Raw genomic sequence first — 17,921 nt, forward strand, 5'->3', positions numbered from 1 at the left:
CGAGGAGGTCAACCACCGGCGGCGCCTGGTAACAGAATTTTAAAAGTTAGTTCTCAGAGCGCCCCCATCATGTCATGGACAGCGGCCAGCAAACTCTCCGCTTTCAGCTCCTCCAAGGGATAGTAATGAGCGCCCAGCATGTTGGCCAGCCGACGGGCGAGGCCGAAACGCAAAAAACCCTCCTGCTCCACATCCACCACCAGCGTCTTTATCCTCTCCTCTTCGCGCAGCAACGCCGCTAAGCGCTCCAACTCCTCCCAGGGATTGCCTCCCCCCAGCGTTACATTGGCCCTGCCGTCAGACACAATAACTATCAGAGGAGTCTGGTCGGGGTCACGGCGCAGGTGAGCTTGAGCCACTTCGTAAGCTCGGAGCAAACCCGCCGCTAGAGGGGTACGCCCTCCCGTGGGGATTGCTTTCAGCTGGATGTGAGCGAGCTCCACGCTATTGGTGGGAGGAAGCACCACCTCTGCCCGCTCCCCTTTGAAGACCACCATCCCCACCTTGTCCCGCTTCTGGTAAGCATCGAGCAACAGAGAAAAGATGGCCCCTTTGGCCGCCACCATCCGCTGCTGAGCTCCCATCGAACCGGAAGCATCCACCACGAAAAGGAGAAAGTTACCTATGCGTTTCTCCCTCTCCTTCTCCCGCAGATCTCCCGGCTCGATGGCTACCGCCACCCCTTCGCGCCGGCGGCGAGGCTGGTGGGGAGCGGCCGCCCTGAGCGTAGCGTCGAAGGCTATGTCACCCCGACCTCGAGGGAATACCGCCCGCACGTAGCGGCCACTACGGGAGGGGGTTCGGGTTCGCGAACGCCTTCCCGATCCCTGACGCAACTGCCGATCCCGATCGCGCTCGATACGACGCACGGGGAAAGGCTTGCCAACGGCGAAAACCCGTTCCTCGGCCTTGCCCGGCGGAGGAGCTTCCGCCTCGCCTTCCTTACTTTTTGAGGCGGGGTCCTCTTCACCCATTGTCCTGTCTCCTTCAAGCTGCGGAGGGGTGGACTCTGGCTGCTGGGTTGAATCCTCGGGCTCTTGCTCGGTTTCTCCCGGCGAAGGTGGCTCGGGAGCTTCCTCCTCTTGCGGTGGCGGAGGTGTCTCTCGGCGGCGATGAAAGAGCACGAACTCAGCCACCCGCCGTACCGCCTCTTCTGAAGCTTCCTTTTCTCCCTCTAAGGCAGCCAGAGCACGCGCGGCCTGCACCATGATGATCTCGGCCCGATGCCCGGCCACGTTGGCTTGCTGCGCCAGGGTAACGGCGAGCTCCACCGCCTCCGGCCTCACCAGCACCTGGGGAAGTAGTCGACGGGCCCGGCCAAGTTTTTCCCGGGTATCCGCTTCAGCCTGAGAGAAGCGCTGGTGGAAACTCTCGGGATCGGCCTCGAACTCCTCCCGCCGCCGCATGATCGCCGCTCTAGCTGCCGGGTCTGTCACGCTTTCCACCGGTACGCAAAGTCCAAAGCGATCCAACAACTGTGGCCTTAACTCTCCCTCTTCCGGGTTCATGGTTCCCACCAAGATAAAATCAGCAGGATGGGAGAAAGCAATCCCTTCCCGCTCCACCGCGTTGATGCCCGAAGCTGCGGCATCCAGAATCACGTCCACCAAATGGTCGTCCAGGAGATTTACCTCGTCCACATAGATTATCCCCCGGTTGGCCTGCGCCAAGAGACCTGGAGCAAAGCGCCTTTCCCCCTCCTGCAAAGCGTGCTCCCAATCCAGGCTACCCACTACCCGATCCTCGGTAGCCGAAACCGGCAACTCCACCAGGGGCACCTTACGCCGCACAGGTACAAGTTTTTCTCCTCTGGCCAGCCTTTCTTGACAGAAGGGACAGAGCTCCTCCCTGGGTTGAAAGGGATCACAGTTACATGGACAGCCGTCCACTACCTCAATTTCCGGCAGAAGAGCCGCCAACCCCCGCACGGCCGTGGATTTAGCCGTGCCCTTCTCTCCTCTTATAAGCACTCCACCTAAGCGCGGATTAACGCCAACCAGCAATAGTGCCAAGCGCATCTTATCTTGCCCAATGAGGGCGGTGAAAGGGAAAACCAGCCGTTTCATTGCGCGCACTGATCCCTGCCTTAACTTGCCTACTTAAATATGCTTTTTGCCTACTTAAATATGCTTTCGCCACGGACTGAGCCTAATCCTGGTCAAAGGGGTAAAGTGCAGGTAACCATCAGATGCTCCCCCGAAGGGGCCGAATATTTAGTGGTTATTAGCCAGCAACTGCCCCAGGGATAAAAGCTCAGGGCTACCAGTTTCTCTTCTTGCTGCTCCCAGTAACACTGCCCTCGGTCATCCAACCATAGACAGCCCTCGGCATCGGTCCTCTGGCGCAACTCGCTGCGAAGCCAGGGAGCCAGCGTGAGGACGCACTCCTGTCCCGGCAGGGGGTTACCGTTCCAGCGTAAGCGCAGGCGAATTGGCGTTCGAAGATAGCTCCCTTCGTGGAAAACCGGTACCATATCCAGAGTTTCCTTCCCCTCCGGTTCACGCCACCGACCTTCTTCTTCCACTACCAGATAGGCCCAGGCAAGATAACGTTGCGCCCCTATCGCTAGAGCAGCTAGCAAGCGGTAAATGCCCGTTTCGCCGGGTAGAAACCAGGCCCATCTTTGTCCCTCTCGGCAACTCAGTTCTAGTTCCTGGATCCGGCCGGAAGGGGAGAAAATCTGGAGGGCAACTGCTGGAATTTGGCCGCTTTCACCCTCCGCCAAGACCTTAACGCGGGCCACCTCCCCCAGCGCCAGCTTGCCCCGACATAACTCCAAAGTCAGCACCACTCATCCCCCCACCATAAAGCAGCAAAGGGCCACCGGCAAAGCCTTCGTGGCCCTCGTTTGCTGCTACCATAACTTGAGGAGTTGGAAAGGAGCAAGGGTGAAGCTCCAAGCGGGCGAAAAAGCGGGGCGAAAGCCTCCTATCTGGCCTGGCAGGAGGTTGCCGCCTGAGCTCTGATTGGTTTCCTCACCACCAGCGCCACCTGCCGCACCTCCTCCATCAGCTGAGCGAACTGAGGAGGAGTAAGCGATTGGGGGCCATCGGAAAGCGCCCGCGCCGGGTCTGAGTGGACCTCGATCATCAAGCCGTCCGCACCTGCTGCTATCGAAGCTCGCGCCAGAGGTAACACCATCCGCTGATTGCCCGTGGCGTGGCTGGGGTCCACAATGATGGGAAGATGCGAAAGCTCCTTGAGCAAAGGAACAGCGCTAAGATCCAGAGTATTACGCAGGCTGGTCTCATAAGTGCGAATGCCCCGCTCGCACAAAATTATCTGCTGGTTGCCAGCCGCGGCTATGTACTCGGCCGCCATGAGCCACTCCTCCACCGTAGCCGCCAGCCCTCTCTTTAGCAGCACCGGCTTACCTGCCTGCCCCACCTCTTGAAGCAAACGGAAATTTTGCATATTCCTGGCGCCAACCTGCAAAACATCGGCGTACCGCGCCACCAACTCTACATCACGAGTATCTACCACCTCGGTGACTACCGGCAAGCCGGTTGCTTCTCGTGCCTGCGCCAGCAGCTTTAGCCCTTCTTCTCCCAGCCCCTGGAAAGAATAGGGGGAAGTGCGGGGCTTGAAAGCGCCGCCCCGAAGCAGGTGAGCTCCCGCTTCCTTTACCGCCTTGGCAGTGGTGAGAAGTTGCATTTCGCTCTCCACCGCGCAGGGGCCAGCGATCACCACTACCTCCGACCCGCCGATGAGCGCTTTCCCTACCTTAATAGCGGTAGTCTCTTCCTTGACCTCACGAGCCACCAACTTGTAGGGACGTAAAACTGGCACCACTCTCTCCACTCCAGGAAGATTGGCTACTAATTCCAAAAGATCATCACGGCGATCGCCGATGGCACCGATCACCGTCCGCTCCACCCCAACAATGGGATGCGTGGCAAATCCCAATTCGCGCAAACGCTCTTCCACCTGCTGCACCTCACGCGAAGCGGCTCCCCGCTGCATTACCACGATCAAGGAGAATCCCTCCTAGAAAAAATTTACTCCCGCCCCTGATAGGGACGGGAGTTATTCCCGCGGTACCACCCTAATTAGCCGCCCACGGCGGCCCCCTCATTTCAGGATACGGGAGAAGCGCCTTTACCTTCTCCGATATCCCCTCCCAGGTAACGGTGGGAGCTCCGGCCCAGACTACGCACCTGGATCACCAGGCTTCACCCGGCAGCTCCGGGGTGAACTTCACTCCTGGCGGTTTTGCCGGGCTCACACCCTCCCCGGCTCGCTGAAAAAAACCACTCCAGGGCTACTTTACCCCTTCTTCGCCTTTTAGCCCTAGCAAATTTTTGCGTTAAACTCAAAATACCACAACCGGAGTGCCTGGCGCAAGTCCCTCCGCCCCCGAAGTGCGCGTCAAGAGTTAGTAGGTGGTTCGGGAGAAAACTTCTCTTCATGGAAACCTCGCCGCCAGGATAGTCCCGGTACCTGCGCCATTAAGGGATCAAACTACTGAGGCTAGGCCGGCTTAGTTCCCGCAACACATGCTTCACCCATGGAGCTCCGGCAGAGGGTCCTCTCAATGCCGGCAACCCCGCTTTAAGCCAACTCCCCGCCTCCTCTATCTTCCGCTTTACCTCCAACCGCACCGCCTGAGCCAAATGTTCTTGCCTGGCCAGCAGTACCGGCCAACGAGAAGTGTGCCTCCCGAGCACCCCGTTGGCTCGAGCAGCCAAAACCCGCGCCATCCTGTCTGCTCCTGCCTCCGTCCAGCTGGCTCCCAACCGCTTCATCCGCCGCGCCACGTTGTGCTGTACCTGCCCCTCTATGGCCCCCAGATGCTCCGCAGCAGAAGAGGTAACTATCCCCGACCAGTTCTCCTTGAGATACTGCCAGAGCTTCTCTATTCTCCTCCTCTTAGCCCCGCGAACTCTCCTCGCTGCTCCTCCCATAATCTCTTCTACCTTCTCCCGGTCCCCCAGATAAATGGCCTGCCTGATCCCACTATAGGCCTCCTCATCGTGCCAAAAAGCCTCTATAAGCCGCCGGTTCAAATGGTAAGGGTCCAAAACGCGTACCGCCCCGGGGAAGTAATCTACCCCCTGCTTGGCCCACTCCGCCCCGTCGCTCCCAAGGTATATCTCCTTCACCTGGCCCATGTCCCACCGGCTCGCTACCCCAGAGTAAACTTCCTCCCACATCCTCTCCCCTTCGCCTACACCGCTCGTTACCAGCTTGTCCTTTAAAGCCTTCCGGCCACCCCCAATCGCTTCTTTGCCTGTGTAAGCTACGAAGAGTTTGACCTCTTTCCTTTTCTCTCCGCTCCTTTGAAGCCTTACCACCACCCCGTCGGCCTCTATGTAAAGCCTGGAGGTCTTCTCTTTACCTTCGGGTGTCTCTCCCTTCTCAAAAACGGCTTCTCTCCTGGACTCTCCCTCCTGCCTGAGTGCTTCTCCTGCTTCCTGCACGGCCTGCCACACCGCCATGGCGCTTATCCCAGGGACAAAATAACCGAGAATTTCCGCTGCCCGCCTGAAGGGTACTTCGCTCCCAAGCTTCACCGCCATCTCCTTCAAACGCGGCGTGCATCTAGACCTCTCCGGCCAGCCCAGAACCTCGTCAAGAAGAAACCTGGCTTCTCCCGTCTTTTTGTTTCTGTAAAGCCGCCTTTTTACTTTGAATTCCCCAAAGCTGCTAACTACGGTTCTTTCCCGAAAGCCTATCACTTTCCAGGTGCGCTTGTCCCGGGCGTTCACGAGCCAGGTGTCTATTTCCTCGAGGGCCCAGGCGAAGATCTTCACGCAAGCTTCTTGAGAGAGCTTGTACACTTCTTCTTCGAGCTTGTAGAAGTCGCGGCATTCGGTAATTAGTTTGCTAACTTTCTCCCCCAGAAGAAGGATTATGTCCGCAAGAGGTTGAATGTCTGAGATAGGTTGACTGTGCATGAGACCTCGCTCCTCCTTTCAGTCCATGAAAATTGTCCGTGAGGGGCGAGGTCTCCTCCTTCATGAGTCTCCTCCGTCACCTACTGAAATTGTACGCCCTCCGCCCCCGAAAATTTCGCTTTTAACTCCTGGTAGTCCTCCGAATGGATTCCGCCTCGACAAAAATTCGACTAACTTCGGGGACTGCTTGGCGGATGTTTTTTTTCTATCTTGTCGATAGCTTGCTCTATCTGATCGGTGTCCAACCCATCTTTAAAGTTTACGCTGAGGTTAACAAGTATCTGGTCAGGGCCGATATGCATCGTCAATAGCTCCACCAGTTCTGCCACCTCGGGTACTTCCCTAACAGCAGCAGCAATGAGCCTGCACTGCTCTGGCGAAGCGCTCCGGCCAATGAGGAAATCCATGGTATGCCTGGCCAGGTGAAAGGCCACCGTCCCAAGAATTAGCCCGATGAATATAGAGGCGAGAGCGTCAAAGATAACCCTGCCTGAAATGGCGCTCAAAGAAACCCCCAGAAGAGCCAGGAGAAGACCGAGAAGAGCCGCACTATCTTCAAAAAGGACCACCAGAAGGGTGGGATCCTTGATCTCCTTGAGGCCGCGCAACCAGGCTCCCCGCACCAGCTGTTTCGCTTCGCTCATGGCAACGCGCAAAGAGTAACCTTCAAACAAAAGTGAAAGTCCCAGGACCACATAGTTGACCAGCGGATCTTCAAGCTGGCGGGGATTAAAGATACCTTCCAGTCCCCTGTAGACAGAGAGGACGGAGCCCACAAAGAACATGGTGACCGCCACAAGGAAGGACCAGAAGTACCTTTCTTTCCCGTAGCCGAAAGGATGTTTATGGTCGGGCGGGCGGCTGCTCCGGTTGATCCCCACCAGCAATAAGACCTGGTTCCCGACGTCCGCCAGAGAGTGCAAACCCTCGGCAAACATGGCCGAGCTGTGGGTCAGCCAGGCTGCCACGAATTTGGCGGCAGCTATCAAGCTGTTGGCCATGAGAGCAGCTACTACCGCCCTTTTTCCTTTCTCCGCCAATACCCATCCCCTTTCTTGCCTTTGGCTCCCTTCTAGATTACCATGAGGACGACTCGTTTTAACGCAGGGGATGGCTAGGATGGTGTGTTAGTAAGTGAACCGGGGAGAAAATGTCCTGGAATTTGAGACCACCCGGCCAGCCTTGACTCCCGCCGAGAAGCGCACTTCGCGAGTTCCCCGTTGGACCCCGTAAGAGCAACACCCGCGCCATCCTGTCCGCTCCTGCCTCGGTCCAGCTCGCCCCTACCCTCTTCATCCGCCACCCCGCCCCGTGCCACACCCGCCCCTCCTGCCAGACCCTTACTTGCCGGGTTCACGACCGGTCGCGAGAGCGGAGGCCAAAACCGTGTAGCCGACAGCAACGGCCTAGTATGTGAGACCGCAAGGTCTATGTCAGCTTCGCCGATCCCCTATTCCCACTTCTTGACCTAGAGCCGTGCCCAGGTTGACAGGGCTTTTACAGGTGTCATAAGATTTTTGCAAATAGGTTTGGAGGGCAGAAGCATCTTGGCAAAAAAAGCATTGCCCGCGGCTTACGAGCCGGAGGAAGTGGAAGCTAGATGGTACCGGTTTTGGGAGGAAGGCAAGTTTTTTCGGGGTGAAGTCGATACCTCTCGCCGTCCTTTCTGTATAGTCATGCCTCCGCCCAACGTTACTGGGGAGCTCCACATGGGCCACGCGCTAGACAATACATTGCAGGATGTTCTCATCCGCTGGAGGCGTATGCAAGGGTACGCCGCACTGTGGATACCTGGAACCGATCACGCCGGCATCGCCACCCAGGCGCGGGTAGAAGCAGAGTTGGCCAAAGAGGGTCTTACCCGGCAGGAACTGGGGAGAGAAAAGTTCCTGGAGCGAGTCTGGCTCTGGAAGGAAAAATACGGCAACACAATAACCAAGCAACTACGCCGACTGGGTGCCTCCTGCGACTGGGATAGGGAGCGCTTCACCATGGACGAGGGTTGTTCGGCCGCCGTCAAAGAGGTTTTCATTCGCCTCTACGAAGAAGGACTTATATATCGGGGAGATTATATCGTAAACTGGTGCCCTCACTGCCAGACGGTGATCTCCGACATCGAAGTGGAGCATAAAGAAACGCCAGGTAAACTCTATTACATCCGCTACCCCCTGAAGGAAGGCGGCTTTATCACTATTGCGACAACTCGCCCGGAAACCATGTTGGGCGACACCGCGATAGCGGTGAACCCCCAGGATCCCCGGTACCTCCACCTCATCGGGCATAAAGCTATTGTACCTCTCGTGGGGCGGGAGATCCCCATCATCCCCGACGAGTACGTGGACATGGAGTTTGGTACGGGAGCGCTGAAGGTAACCCCAGCGCACGACCCCCATGATTTCGAGATCGCTCAGCGCCACCGGTTACCGGCTGTGCAGGTTATCGGTTTCGATGCGCGCATGACGGAAGAAGCAGGGAAGCGCTACCAAGGCTTGGACCGTTGGGAGGCTCGAAAACGAGTAGTAGAGGCGTTAAAGGCCCAGAACTTGCTAGAGAAAGAGGAGGAAATCATTCACGCCGTGGGTTATTGCTACCGCTGCGGCGCAGTGGTAGAACCCATGATCTCTAAACAGTGGTTCGTTCGGATGAAGCCTTTGGCGCAGCCAGCCATAGCAGCGGTGGAAGAGGGCCGCATCCGCTTTATTCCCGAGCGGTTTACTAAAATTTATCTAAATTGGGTGAAAAATATAAAAGACTGGTGCATCTCTCGCCAGCTCTGGTGGGGCCATCGCATCCCGGTCTGGCACTGCCTCAACTGCGGGCAAAGCACCGTGGCTCGGAATGGCCTGAGCCAATGTCCTCACTGCGGCTCTAGCCGAGTGGAACAGGATCCGGACGTGCTGGACACCTGGTTTTCCTCGGCTTTATGGCCTTTCTCTACCCTCGGCTGGCCCCAGAACACCCCTGAACTCCATTTCTTCTACCCTACTTCGGTGCTGGTAACCGGGCGAGATATAATTTTCTTCTGGGTAGCCCGCATGATCTTCATGGGACTGAAATTCATGGGCGAGGTTCCTTTCCGGGAAGTTTTCATCCACGGCCTTGTACTGGACGCCCTAGGGCGGAAAATGTCCAAATCGCTGGGCAACGGCGTAGACCCGTTAGAAGTCATAGAAAGCCACGGAGCCGATAGCCTGCGTTTTATGCTGGTGACGGGCAACTCTCCCGGCAATGACCTGCGCTTCCACTTCGAGCGCCTGGACGGGGCGCGCAATTTCATCAATAAGCTGTGGAACGCTTCCCGTTTCGTGCTTATGAACCTAGACGAGAAGGAACTCCCACCCCTTAGCGAGGCAACCTTGGAGCTCGCCGACCGCTGGATTTTGAGCCGGCTGCAAGGCGCGACAGAACGGGTGACCGCTTACCTGGAAGATTACGAACTGGGAGAAGCGGCCCGGATTCTTTACGAATTCATCTGGGACGAGTTTTGCGATTGGTACATCGAGATAGCCAAGCTGCGCCTATATGGAGAGGACCAGGAAGCGCGGCTGACCGCACTCGCGGTGCTAAAAAAAGTCCTAAGTACCTGTCTCCGGCTACTCCACCCTTTCGTGCCCTTCGTCACCGAGGAGATCCGTTACCAGCTGGAGCCTGAAAGTCAACCCTTGATTATTCAGACCTGGCCCACGGTAGAGGAGAAATACAAGGACGGAGCAGCTGAGTCGTCTATGAGCTTGCTCCAGGAAGTGGTGCGGTCGGTGCGGCACCTGCGGGCAGAAATGCGGGTGCCACCAGGTAAACGAGCTCGGGTGATCATGGTCAGTTCGGAAGAAGAAAAGCTTAACTTGCTGAAAGAGCATTCCCTGGTAGTGGAATCTCTAGTGAGCGGAGAGCTGGAATTACAGCGGTTGCTGCCGGTCAAACCAGTGAATAGCGCTCACGCTGTGGCCGCCGGCGTAGAAATTTACCTGCCGCTGGAGGGACTAATCGACGTGGAAAAGGAACGAGCGCGCCTGCAAAAAGAGCTAAGGGAATTAGAGGAAGAGCTAGCCAGGGTAGAGAGCAAGCTAGCCAATCCCAGCTTCCTCGCCAAGGCTCCAGCAGAAGTGGTGGCGAAGGAGCAAAGCAAAAAGGAAGAGCTCCAAAAGACCCGCCTTGGTTTGGAAAAGCTGCTGACCTTTTTAGAAGGGGTTAAACCTTGATGACCAAAAGCTTCACGCGCCTCCAAGCTATGGCAGCGGTGGGAATCAAACCGGGACTGGAAAGAGTACACGCTCTACTGGCGCGGTTGGGGAACCCCCACCGCTGCCTGCGTGTAGTGCATGTGGGAGGGACTAATGGCAAGGGCTCGGTCACCGCTTTTCTAACTTCCATCCTGTGGGCAGCTGGGTACCGAGTGGGCACCTTCACCTCTCCCCACCTGCGCTCCTATCAGGAGCGCTTCCGCATCAATGGCACTCCGATTCCGGAACGCGAGCTGGACCGATTGGCCGAGGAACTTTACCCCCACCTGGCAACCTTGCAGCGTCGCGGCATCCAACTAACGGAGTTTGAAATCCACACCGCGCTGGCTTTCCTTTTTTTTGCTCGCGCCGGAGTGGAAATGGCGGTGGTGGAAGTGGGACTAGGCGGCCAGTGGGATGCCACTAATGTGGTGTCACCGGAGCTCTCCCTCATTACCAACGTTTCCATCGACCACACCGATTATCTAGGCACCGACCTGGTTTCCATTGCCAGGGAGAAAGCGGGGATTATCAAGCCCCAAACCCCCGTGATTACAGGGGCCGATGGAGCAGCGCTGGCGGTTATAGAAGAAGAGGCGCGCCGGTTAGGAGCTCCTCTTTACCGACTGAGCCGCGATTTCACCTTCCGGGAAAAAAGCAACAACCTCACCGGTCAGCTGATCGAAGTGGAAGGCTGGTGGGGTAAAACCCCCCCTCTACGCCTGAACTTGCTGGGACGCCACCAACAGAGTAATGCGGCGCTAGCAGTGGCAGCCGCTGCGCTCCTGCGGCAGCAGGGCTGGCAACTGGATGACAGGACCATCAAGGTAGGAGTTTACCGCACCCGCTGGCCGGGACGCATGGAAATACTCTTCTCGCAGCCCACTCTGGTTCTGGATGGAGCTCACAACCCGGCAGGAGCTCTGGCGCTGCGGCAGGCTATGGACCACTACTTCCCTAACGCCCGGCGCTTGCTGGTGCTGGGAATAGTGGACGACAAAGCGAGGGAAGAAATGATTTCTTACCTGGTCCCTGGTTCTGCTTCGGTGCTGGTCACCCGTCCACCTGGACCCCGCTCGGTTAATTGGCAAAAGGTGGCGGATGAAGCGCGCGCTTATGGTGTTCCGGTGAAGTCGATTGAAGATCCCTGGGAGGCTCTGCGCTGCGCCCTGCATCAATCCCGACCCGAAGACCTAATAGTGGTGACCGGATCGCTTTACCTGGTAGGGGAGTTGCTGCCGGAGGCGATTTACTGATAAGTATGCCGGCTGAAAGCGGCAGGCAGGAAACCGGCTAATAAGCATCGAAAAAGCCAATAATCCAGCAAGCATCCCCGATCTTGCCGCCGAGCGCCAGAGCGCACCCCGAAGCGAAAGGGGGGAGAAGAGTGCAATTGATATTTCTCCTGGCTTTGATTTTCGCCTTATTGGTAGCCATTTTCGCGGTGCAAAATGCCATCCCGGTGTCCATACGCTTCCTGGGCTGGCATTTTTCTGATGTGTCGCTGGTGCTGATCATCCTGGGATCGGCCGTGGCCGGGGCCCTGGTGGTCTTTATCTTGGGAGTGGGAAGGGAGTGGCGGAGAACCAGAGAGATCCGGGAATTGCGGGCGCAAAACCTGCAACTCTCACGGCAATTGGCTCAATCCCAGCCCCCCACTGCTGGAGAACAAACCGAAGCCCCGTCGGAAAGCGAAAAAGAACAGTCGGAGGGAAAGTAAGGTGCTTGGGCCATTAAACTGGATCGCGCCGGAATTTTGGGTCGAGCTCTGGGAGAAGTACCGCCAGGAGCACCCTTTGCGGCGCCGGCGAAAGCGAACTGAGGAAGAGATAGTCGCCTTCTGGGATCGTCGCGCTCCTTCCTTCGCCAAGCACGTTACCGGAGAAAGAGGTAAGAAGCGGCGCGAGGAAGTGCTGGAGCTCCTGCGCCGGGAGAACGCGCTACGCCCCGGAATGCGGGTGCTAGATATAGGTGCCGGTCCCGGGACTTTCGCCTTGGAACTAGCGCAGGAAGGACTAGAGGTCACCGCTTTGGAACCCTCCGGGGAAATGCTGCGGCTACTGAAGGAAAGGGCCCGGGACAAAGGCTTAGCAGTGCGTTGCGTCCGCAGTACCTGGGAAAAAGTAGATCTAGATCGGGAAGGGTGGCGGGAACACTTCGACCTGGTCTTGGCCTCCATGTCCCCAGGAGTCAACGACTGGGCTACTTTTAGGAAGTTGATGCAAGCTTCGCGCGAATGCTGCCTCTACTGCGCCTTCGCCGGCCCCCGCTGGGACCGAGTTCACCGAGAACTCTGGCAGCACTTCTTCCAGGAGGACATAGGTGGTAGCCCCTCAGATATAGTCTTTCCTTTCCTTTACCTCTACACCTCAGGCTACCGGCCCTCGCTGAATTTCCGCAGCGAAGCACGGGAAGAGGTAGTGCCGGTCGAAGAGGCTATCGGAGAGCTAGAACGCTTCTTCTGGCAGTACATCGATCTCACCCCGGAAGTGAAGCAAAGCATCGCCCAATACGTGCAAGCCAGAGCCACGGGAGGAAATTATCGGTGGGAGCGCTGCTTTTGTCGGGGTATCATGTTCTGGCGGGTAAACGAAGCGCTCTTCCCGCCCGCCTCAACTGCGAAGAAATGAAGCGGCGGCGTTGCAACGCCGCCTTTGCTAATCATCCTAAAAGAATTATATGGTGCGCCCGGCAGGAGTCGAACCTGCGCACCTGGCTCCGGAGGCCAGCGCTCTATCCACTGAGCTACGGGCGCGAGCTTCGCTTTTCATTATAGCGCGAATCAGGCCGATGAGCAACTGGCCATTTTAGTGGATCGTGTCAACCTACTGTAGGAGTCTCGAGCCCCACTGTCCCCGGACCAGGACGAACTACCAAAGAAGATCGATGTTCCGGCTCAAAGCTTTGAGGGCTCTGGTTAATGACGTTACCGGACCCCGTAGAGCGGGAAGATTATCGAACCTCACCCGATATTTTCCTTAGCCTCTGCCTCTCTTCCTCGACAGCTGCCTTATCGATCTCTAAAGCCTTTAAGCCCTCCTTCCGTCGGGCTACATATTGCTCCCGCAAGGAAACACCATTCGCCTTCGCCACCCGCAACCGGGCCATCCGGTCTACCCCACGAGCACTCCAGGCCATCGGTCGGGATGATAACCGTGCCGAGAAGAGATGACTTACGTGCGCCTCCGCACTTACCCCCAACTCCGCCCCGGGATAAAGCCGGTAGGCCATTATCCCCTCCCAGTTCCGCCGGATGTAACGTCGGCAATCCCGTACCGCTTCCTTCCGCGCAGGACTCGCCGCAGCTTTGCCCGCCCGCCGCAAAATCGCCTGTACCTTTACCTCATCACCCTCCCATAAGGCCGCCCAAATCTCTCTATAACCATCACTATCACGCCCCAAAGCAGCCACCAGGTACTTGTCCAGGTGAAAAAGATCTAAGACAAAGACGCTCCTCGGTAGAAACTCCAGCCCTTTCTTTATCCACCTGTCTCCGTCACCGCAGAGGTAAATCCGCTCCACAGAAGATAATTCGTACTGCTCCTCGATGTAGCTCAACACCTCGAACCACAGCTCATCCGTATCTGAGTAAAGCCCTCCCAAGTAATAAGGCCGCTTGAGTCTGTATCTGTCTTTCCCCACCTTCTCTTTCCCCTCGTGGATGTAAACCAGCCGGGGTAAGTACTTCTTCCCGTCCTGACCTGCTACGTGGTCTTCATCCGCCTCCACATAAAGAACCTTCCCCCGGCGCTTCTCCCCAGGCGGCTCGGGCAGTTCTTCCAGTGTAAAGTTGTGAATCACCTTCTTCACCGCTTCGCCGCTTAGCACAACCTCCCGATTGCCTCTCCCTACCCTCTCGCCACTCTTCCGGTAGGAAAGATCTACCGCTTCTTCTAAGGCTTGTGCTTTAACCAGAGGATCAACCCGTGCGTGCGGCCCGTAACCTACCAACCGATCTATCAGGTGCACCCGCTCCCCAGTCTCTTTGTGCCGGTAATAGGTTCGCTTATAGTTGACCAGACCGAAAAGGGTAAGTACTTCTTTGGGATCGTTTCGCCGCTCTACCCGCCAGCCGGGCCGCTTTTCCCGGTGCTCCCGAAGATAGGCGTCTTTCGCCTCTAAAACTTCCCTCAAAACCTCCTGTCCCAGGTTATTAAGCTCCTGCCAGAGCTTCTCCTCGAAGCTTAAAAAGTCGGTCCCTTCCTCCAGAACCTTCAACGTTAGCTCCGCTACCCTCTGGAACTTCTCCCAAATCTGCTTTATAATCTGCATAGAGACCTCACCCTCCTGAGTGGTTGTTTAAGCAACTACTCGTCCGTTGCAAGGACGGTGAGGTCTCTCTTCTTTCTCCCCTTCCTTAGCTCCTGCAAAATTCCTACAGTAACTTTACACTAACTTTTAGTGGGACGTGCCAAACCGCCTAGTTCGGCCATCAACTGCTCGTCCCTGGCGCAAGAGCGGGCGAGTGGGCCGCACGAAAGCTTATCCAGGAGAATCAGCGGGAGTGCCACGCCACGTGTAAAAACAGATGACAACTACTTAAAACGGTGGTATAAGTAACTCTATGGAGGCTTGGTACCTGATACTCGCGCGTCTGCTTCGCAGCATCGGCCAGGGGTCGCTTTTGGTAGATTTTCCCTTATACCTCAGCGCCCTGAGTTGGAATCCTATAGCCATAGGAGAACTTTACACTACCGGCTTGTTACTAAACGGCGCACTGGCCTTCTTTCTAGGACCGCTTTCCGACCGCTACGGGCGAAAAAAGTTCATGGTCTTTTTTCAGGCGCTATTGATTGTCTGCGCCCTCACAGCCTTCCTAACTACCAACCGCTACCTCCTGGCTGCCGCCGCCATCCTGGGGGGGTTTGGAAGAAGCGGTGGTGGCGGCTCTGGCCCCTTCGCCAGCGTGGAGGTAGCGTGGCTGGCCGACCTCGTTCCCACCAGCCGCAGAACCCATCTATTCAACATCAATAACTCCCTTACTTTCGTGGGCCAGGGAGTGGGAACCCTGTTGGCGGTCGTGCCCGAATTGCTTATCCCCCATATGGGGAAAGTGCCGGCCTTCCGCTTCCTCTTCTTAACCGTGCTACTCTGCGCTCTCATATCTACCTTTTTTGTCGCCCTGGCCCCCGACCGGCCCGCAAGCCAACAAACAGAAGAAAGTGAACCCCTGCCCCGCGCCGACAGACGCAAAGAAAACCTGCTCCTGGCCACTCTGGTAGGGCTAAACATTTTAAATGGGCTTTCCCTAGGGTTGGTAATGCCGCTTTTGCCGTACTGGTTTAAGCTGCGCTACGGAGTGGGCCCTTTCACTGTGGGTCCCATTTTCACTATGGCACTATTCATGACCGCCATTTCCTCCTTGCTCACTACCCGTTGGGTGCAACGTTTCGGTTTGATCAGCACTATCACTGCGATGCGGTCTGTGGGGCTGGGGTGCCTTCTAGGTATGATTTTTTCTCCCTCTATAGGGTTGGCCGGGATATTTTACGTCCTCCGCGCCTTCTTTAACCGCGGCAATATGGGAGCTCGTCAAAGCCTGGTAGCCAACCTCACCCAAAACCGCTACGGTTTGGCCCTGAGCCTCAATATGGTATCCACTATCTTTCCCATCGCCCTGGGGCCCACCCTTTGCGGCTTCTTTTTCGCTCATCACCAACTATTGGCACCCCTCTTCCTTAGCGCTGCCGCTCAAGTGCTTTACTTGGTGGGCTTCTACCTGGCCTTCGCCCGGGAATTCAATCACGCCTCCTGATCAAGTAAGAGAGGGGCTCGTCGAGAGCCCCTCCCCAGTTCAGAGCTCCCGGCGACTAACCGACCACCGTGTAGGAAGCGTGTTCCTCCACCGGTTTTCCGGAAGGCACGTGCTCCTCTTTAGGTAAAATGGCGAAGTTCTCTACCAGGAAACAGTAAGCTAACACCGCCAGAGCGATTAGCCCCGCCGTCACCATGAACTCCGTCCACTTGGGGAAGTAATGACCTCCCATGGCTGCCGCCATCCCGGTAAAAACCACGTTGAAACGGTTAAGAATCACTCCACCGATGGTGAGTAGAGCCGCGGTGAGCAAACCACCAGCCGAGTTACGCACGCTGGGAATGGCCAGCAGGATTAAAGGTAGCACCACCCCGCCACCGAGCTCCAGCAGGAAAAGGTTACTGGCTAGCGAGCCATCGAACATGTGCCCAAATTGCCCGCGATAGCCCAAATCGATGAGCTTGAATACCAAGTAAGCGAACATTACCCAAGCACCCACCTTGACCAGCCTGGAAAGCACAGGGATCTCCATCTGCCGACCGTAAGCCTTGGCCGCCAGATAACCCTCCAATGTCACCATGGCCGGGCCCACGAAGAAGGAAGAGAGCAAGAAGAAGATGGGCAGGGCCATAGACCACCATAGGGGATCCAGCCGATCCAGCGTGATCACGTAGAGCGAACCCAGCGAAGATTGGTGCAGGGTAGGTAGCACCACGCCCAGGATAAAGAGGGGAGGAAGCATAGCGTCAAAGACCCGCTTTAGCCGCTCCGACTTCACCCGCTCAAAGATAATGCTTCCGAACTCCAACACCTGAACCGTGGTGTAGAGGGAGATGCACCAGAACACTTCAAAGAGCACCGAGTGCCAGCTTCCCGGGTAGACTACGAAGGGACGCCAGAAGTTGTACCAGCGTCCGATATCCATGAAAAGACCGATTAACACTAGGATGTACCCTAGCATGGAGGTGAGCAGAGCGGCCCGCGCCACCGGCGTAAACTGCTTGCGGTGCAGGATATGCACTAGCAGCGCTGTGGAATAACCCCCACCAGCCAGAGCCACGCCTAGCAGAACATCGACCGCGATCCACCAGCCCCAAGGCCAATGATCGTTAAGGTGGGTAGCCGCACCCAGCCCGTAGACCAGACGATAAATCATCACACCAATCGCTACCAGCAATACCAAAATAAAGAACTTGCGCCAGCCCGTCATGCGGAAGCGCCAGCCCTCAGGAAATTCGTAAGCCATATGCTCCACCGCCTTCCTTACAGGTTAGTGGCTCTTATTGGCCCCGCCCGATCCCCGGGTGGATAGGTATAGAGCCGTGAGCACCGCCGCCCAGCCACCGGCCACCGGCAGCGTCCATTTGGTGATCCTTTCGTTAACTTCAGCCAGGGATTCGTGCGATACATGAGTCTTAAAGCCCAGCTGATCAAAAGGCACATCGCTCAGGTAGAGCCAGCAGGTGCCCCCGTATTCCTTTTCCCCATACACCTGGTTAACGTAGCGGTTAGGGTTCTGAGCGATGCGCTCCTTAGCTTTCTGCAGCAAAGCATCGCGATCACCGTACTCTAGAGCTCGGGTGGGACAAACGGTCACGCAAGCCGGCATCTCGTTGTCCTTCACCCGGTAATAGCACATTTGGCACTTGCCCACCACGGGGAAGCGGGCGGACCACTCGTACTTGGGAATGCTGAAGGGACAGGCCAACATGCAGTAACGGCAGCCGACACACACCCGCTCATTGTAAACCACCGGGCCTTCCGGGGTTTTGCGGAAAGCGGCCGCAAAACAGGCCGTAGCGCAAGCCGGCTCAATGCAGTGGAAGCATTGCTCCTTGACAAATCGCCAGACCGGCACTTGCCCTTTAGAGACGTTGAATTCCTTGACCACCGTCCAGTTCTCCGCCGTCAGCACCGCGTCTTTGCCCAGGTGAGGGGCATTAGTCCAAGGTAAATTGTTGTAAAGCTTGCAGGCCACGACGCAACTGCCACAGCCGATACACCGAGTGAGATCCACCAGCACGCCTTTCATGTTATCACCTCCATTCC

12 protein-coding genes, 1 tRNA gene, 1 pseudogene and 1 other annotated feature are annotated in these 17,921 nt (G+C 56.8%); of the genes and pseudogenes, 5 read left to right on the top strand and 9 right to left on the bottom strand.

Annotation, left to right across the window (positions count from 1 at the left end):
• Window positions 1-53 precede the first annotated feature (53 nt).
• The 5 genes from ACTLLP_RS07765 to ACTLLP_RS07785 form a co-directional block, all read right to left on the bottom strand.
• The gene (locus tag ACTLLP_RS07765; RefSeq protein ID WP_441058606.1) at window positions 54-2,066 is read right to left on the bottom strand and encodes a putative cobaltochelatase; all 2,013 of its coding nucleotides are present in this window, start codon (window positions 2,064-2,066) and stop codon (window positions 54-56) included.
• A 92-nt stretch (window positions 2,067-2,158) separates the two neighbouring features.
• Window positions 2,159-2,788 (bottom strand): hypothetical protein, encoded by a 630-nt coding sequence (locus ACTLLP_RS07770; RefSeq protein ID WP_441058608.1) that lies wholly within the window; start codon window positions 2,786-2,788, stop codon window positions 2,159-2,161.
• 140 nt (window positions 2,789-2,928) lie between these two features.
• Window positions 2,929-3,975: a 3-deoxy-7-phosphoheptulonate synthase gene (gene aroF / locus ACTLLP_RS07775; RefSeq protein ID WP_441058610.1), complete on the bottom strand. Its 1,047-nt coding sequence runs from the start codon at window positions 3,973-3,975 to the stop codon at window positions 2,929-2,931.
• Between the two features lie 37 nt (window positions 3,976-4,012).
• Window positions 4,013-4,287: a binding site (T-box leader), on the bottom strand.
• Window positions 4,288-4,448: 161 nt separating this feature from the next.
• The gene (locus tag ACTLLP_RS07780) at window positions 4,449-5,897 is read right to left on the bottom strand and encodes an ISLre2 family transposase (protein ID WP_441058612.1); all 1,449 of its coding nucleotides are present in this window, start codon (window positions 5,895-5,897) and stop codon (window positions 4,449-4,451) included.
• Window positions 5,898-6,067: 170 nt separating this feature from the next.
• Window positions 6,068-6,937, bottom strand: a complete 870-nt coding sequence (locus tag ACTLLP_RS07785) for a cation diffusion facilitator family transporter (RefSeq protein WP_441058614.1) — start codon at window positions 6,935-6,937, stop codon at window positions 6,068-6,070.
• A gap of 507 nt (window positions 6,938-7,444) precedes the next feature.
• Here ACTLLP_RS07785 and ACTLLP_RS07790 point away from each other — a divergent pair.
• From ACTLLP_RS07790 to ACTLLP_RS07805, 4 genes are all read left to right on the top strand, one after another.
• Window positions 7,445-10,096 (top strand): valine--tRNA ligase, encoded by a 2,652-nt coding sequence (locus ACTLLP_RS07790; RefSeq protein ID WP_441058616.1) that lies wholly within the window; start codon window positions 7,445-7,447, stop codon window positions 10,094-10,096.
• Window positions 10,096-11,373, top strand: coding sequence for a bifunctional folylpolyglutamate synthase/dihydrofolate synthase (locus tag ACTLLP_RS07795; RefSeq protein WP_441058618.1), 1,278 nt, complete (start codon window positions 10,096-10,098; stop codon window positions 11,371-11,373). The genes ACTLLP_RS07790 and ACTLLP_RS07795 overlap by 1 nt, the downstream gene beginning before the upstream one ends.
• Window positions 11,374-11,504: 131 nt before the next feature.
• On the top strand, window positions 11,505-11,837 hold the full coding sequence (locus ACTLLP_RS07800) for a LapA family protein (RefSeq protein ID WP_441058620.1): 333 nt from the start codon (window positions 11,505-11,507) through the stop codon (window positions 11,835-11,837).
• 1 nt (window position 11,838) lies between these two features.
• A complete protein-coding gene (locus ACTLLP_RS07805; protein WP_441058622.1) occupies window positions 11,839-12,747 on the top strand; it encodes a class I SAM-dependent methyltransferase in 909 nt (302 codons plus the stop codon).
• A gap of 50 nt (window positions 12,748-12,797) precedes the next feature.
• Here the strand turns inward: ACTLLP_RS07805 and ACTLLP_RS07810 are convergent.
• Both ACTLLP_RS07810 and ACTLLP_RS07815 read right to left on the bottom strand, forming a co-directional pair.
• Window positions 12,798-12,872, bottom strand: a tRNA-Arg gene (locus ACTLLP_RS07810).
• Window positions 12,873-12,987: 115 nt separating this feature from the next.
• Window positions 12,988-14,389: pseudogene (locus ACTLLP_RS07815) on the bottom strand (ISLre2 family transposase).
• A gap of 292 nt (window positions 14,390-14,681) precedes the next feature.
• Here ACTLLP_RS07815 and ACTLLP_RS07820 point away from each other — a divergent pair.
• On the top strand, window positions 14,682-15,872 hold the full coding sequence (locus tag ACTLLP_RS07820; RefSeq protein WP_441058624.1) for an MFS transporter: 1,191 nt from the start codon (window positions 14,682-14,684) through the stop codon (window positions 15,870-15,872).
• A 55-nt stretch (window positions 15,873-15,927) separates the two neighbouring features.
• Here the strand turns inward: ACTLLP_RS07820 and nrfD are convergent, their stop codons facing one another.
• Both nrfD and ACTLLP_RS07830 read right to left on the bottom strand, forming a co-directional pair.
• Window positions 15,928-17,118 (bottom strand): NrfD/PsrC family molybdoenzyme membrane anchor subunit, encoded by a 1,191-nt coding sequence (gene nrfD, locus ACTLLP_RS07825; RefSeq protein ID WP_441058626.1) that lies wholly within the window; start codon window positions 17,116-17,118, stop codon window positions 15,928-15,930.
• Between the two features lie 24 nt (window positions 17,119-17,142).
• Window positions 17,143-17,904, bottom strand: a complete 762-nt coding sequence (locus ACTLLP_RS07830; protein WP_441058628.1) for a 4Fe-4S dicluster domain-containing protein — start codon at window positions 17,902-17,904, stop codon at window positions 17,143-17,145.
• Window positions 17,905-17,921: the final 17 nt, after the last annotated feature.

The sequence above is a fragment of the Desulfothermobacter acidiphilus genome, from assembly GCF_052073645.1.
GTDB lineage: Bacteria > Bacillota > Desulfotomaculia > Desulfotomaculales > Ammonificaceae > Desulfothermobacter > Desulfothermobacter acidiphilus.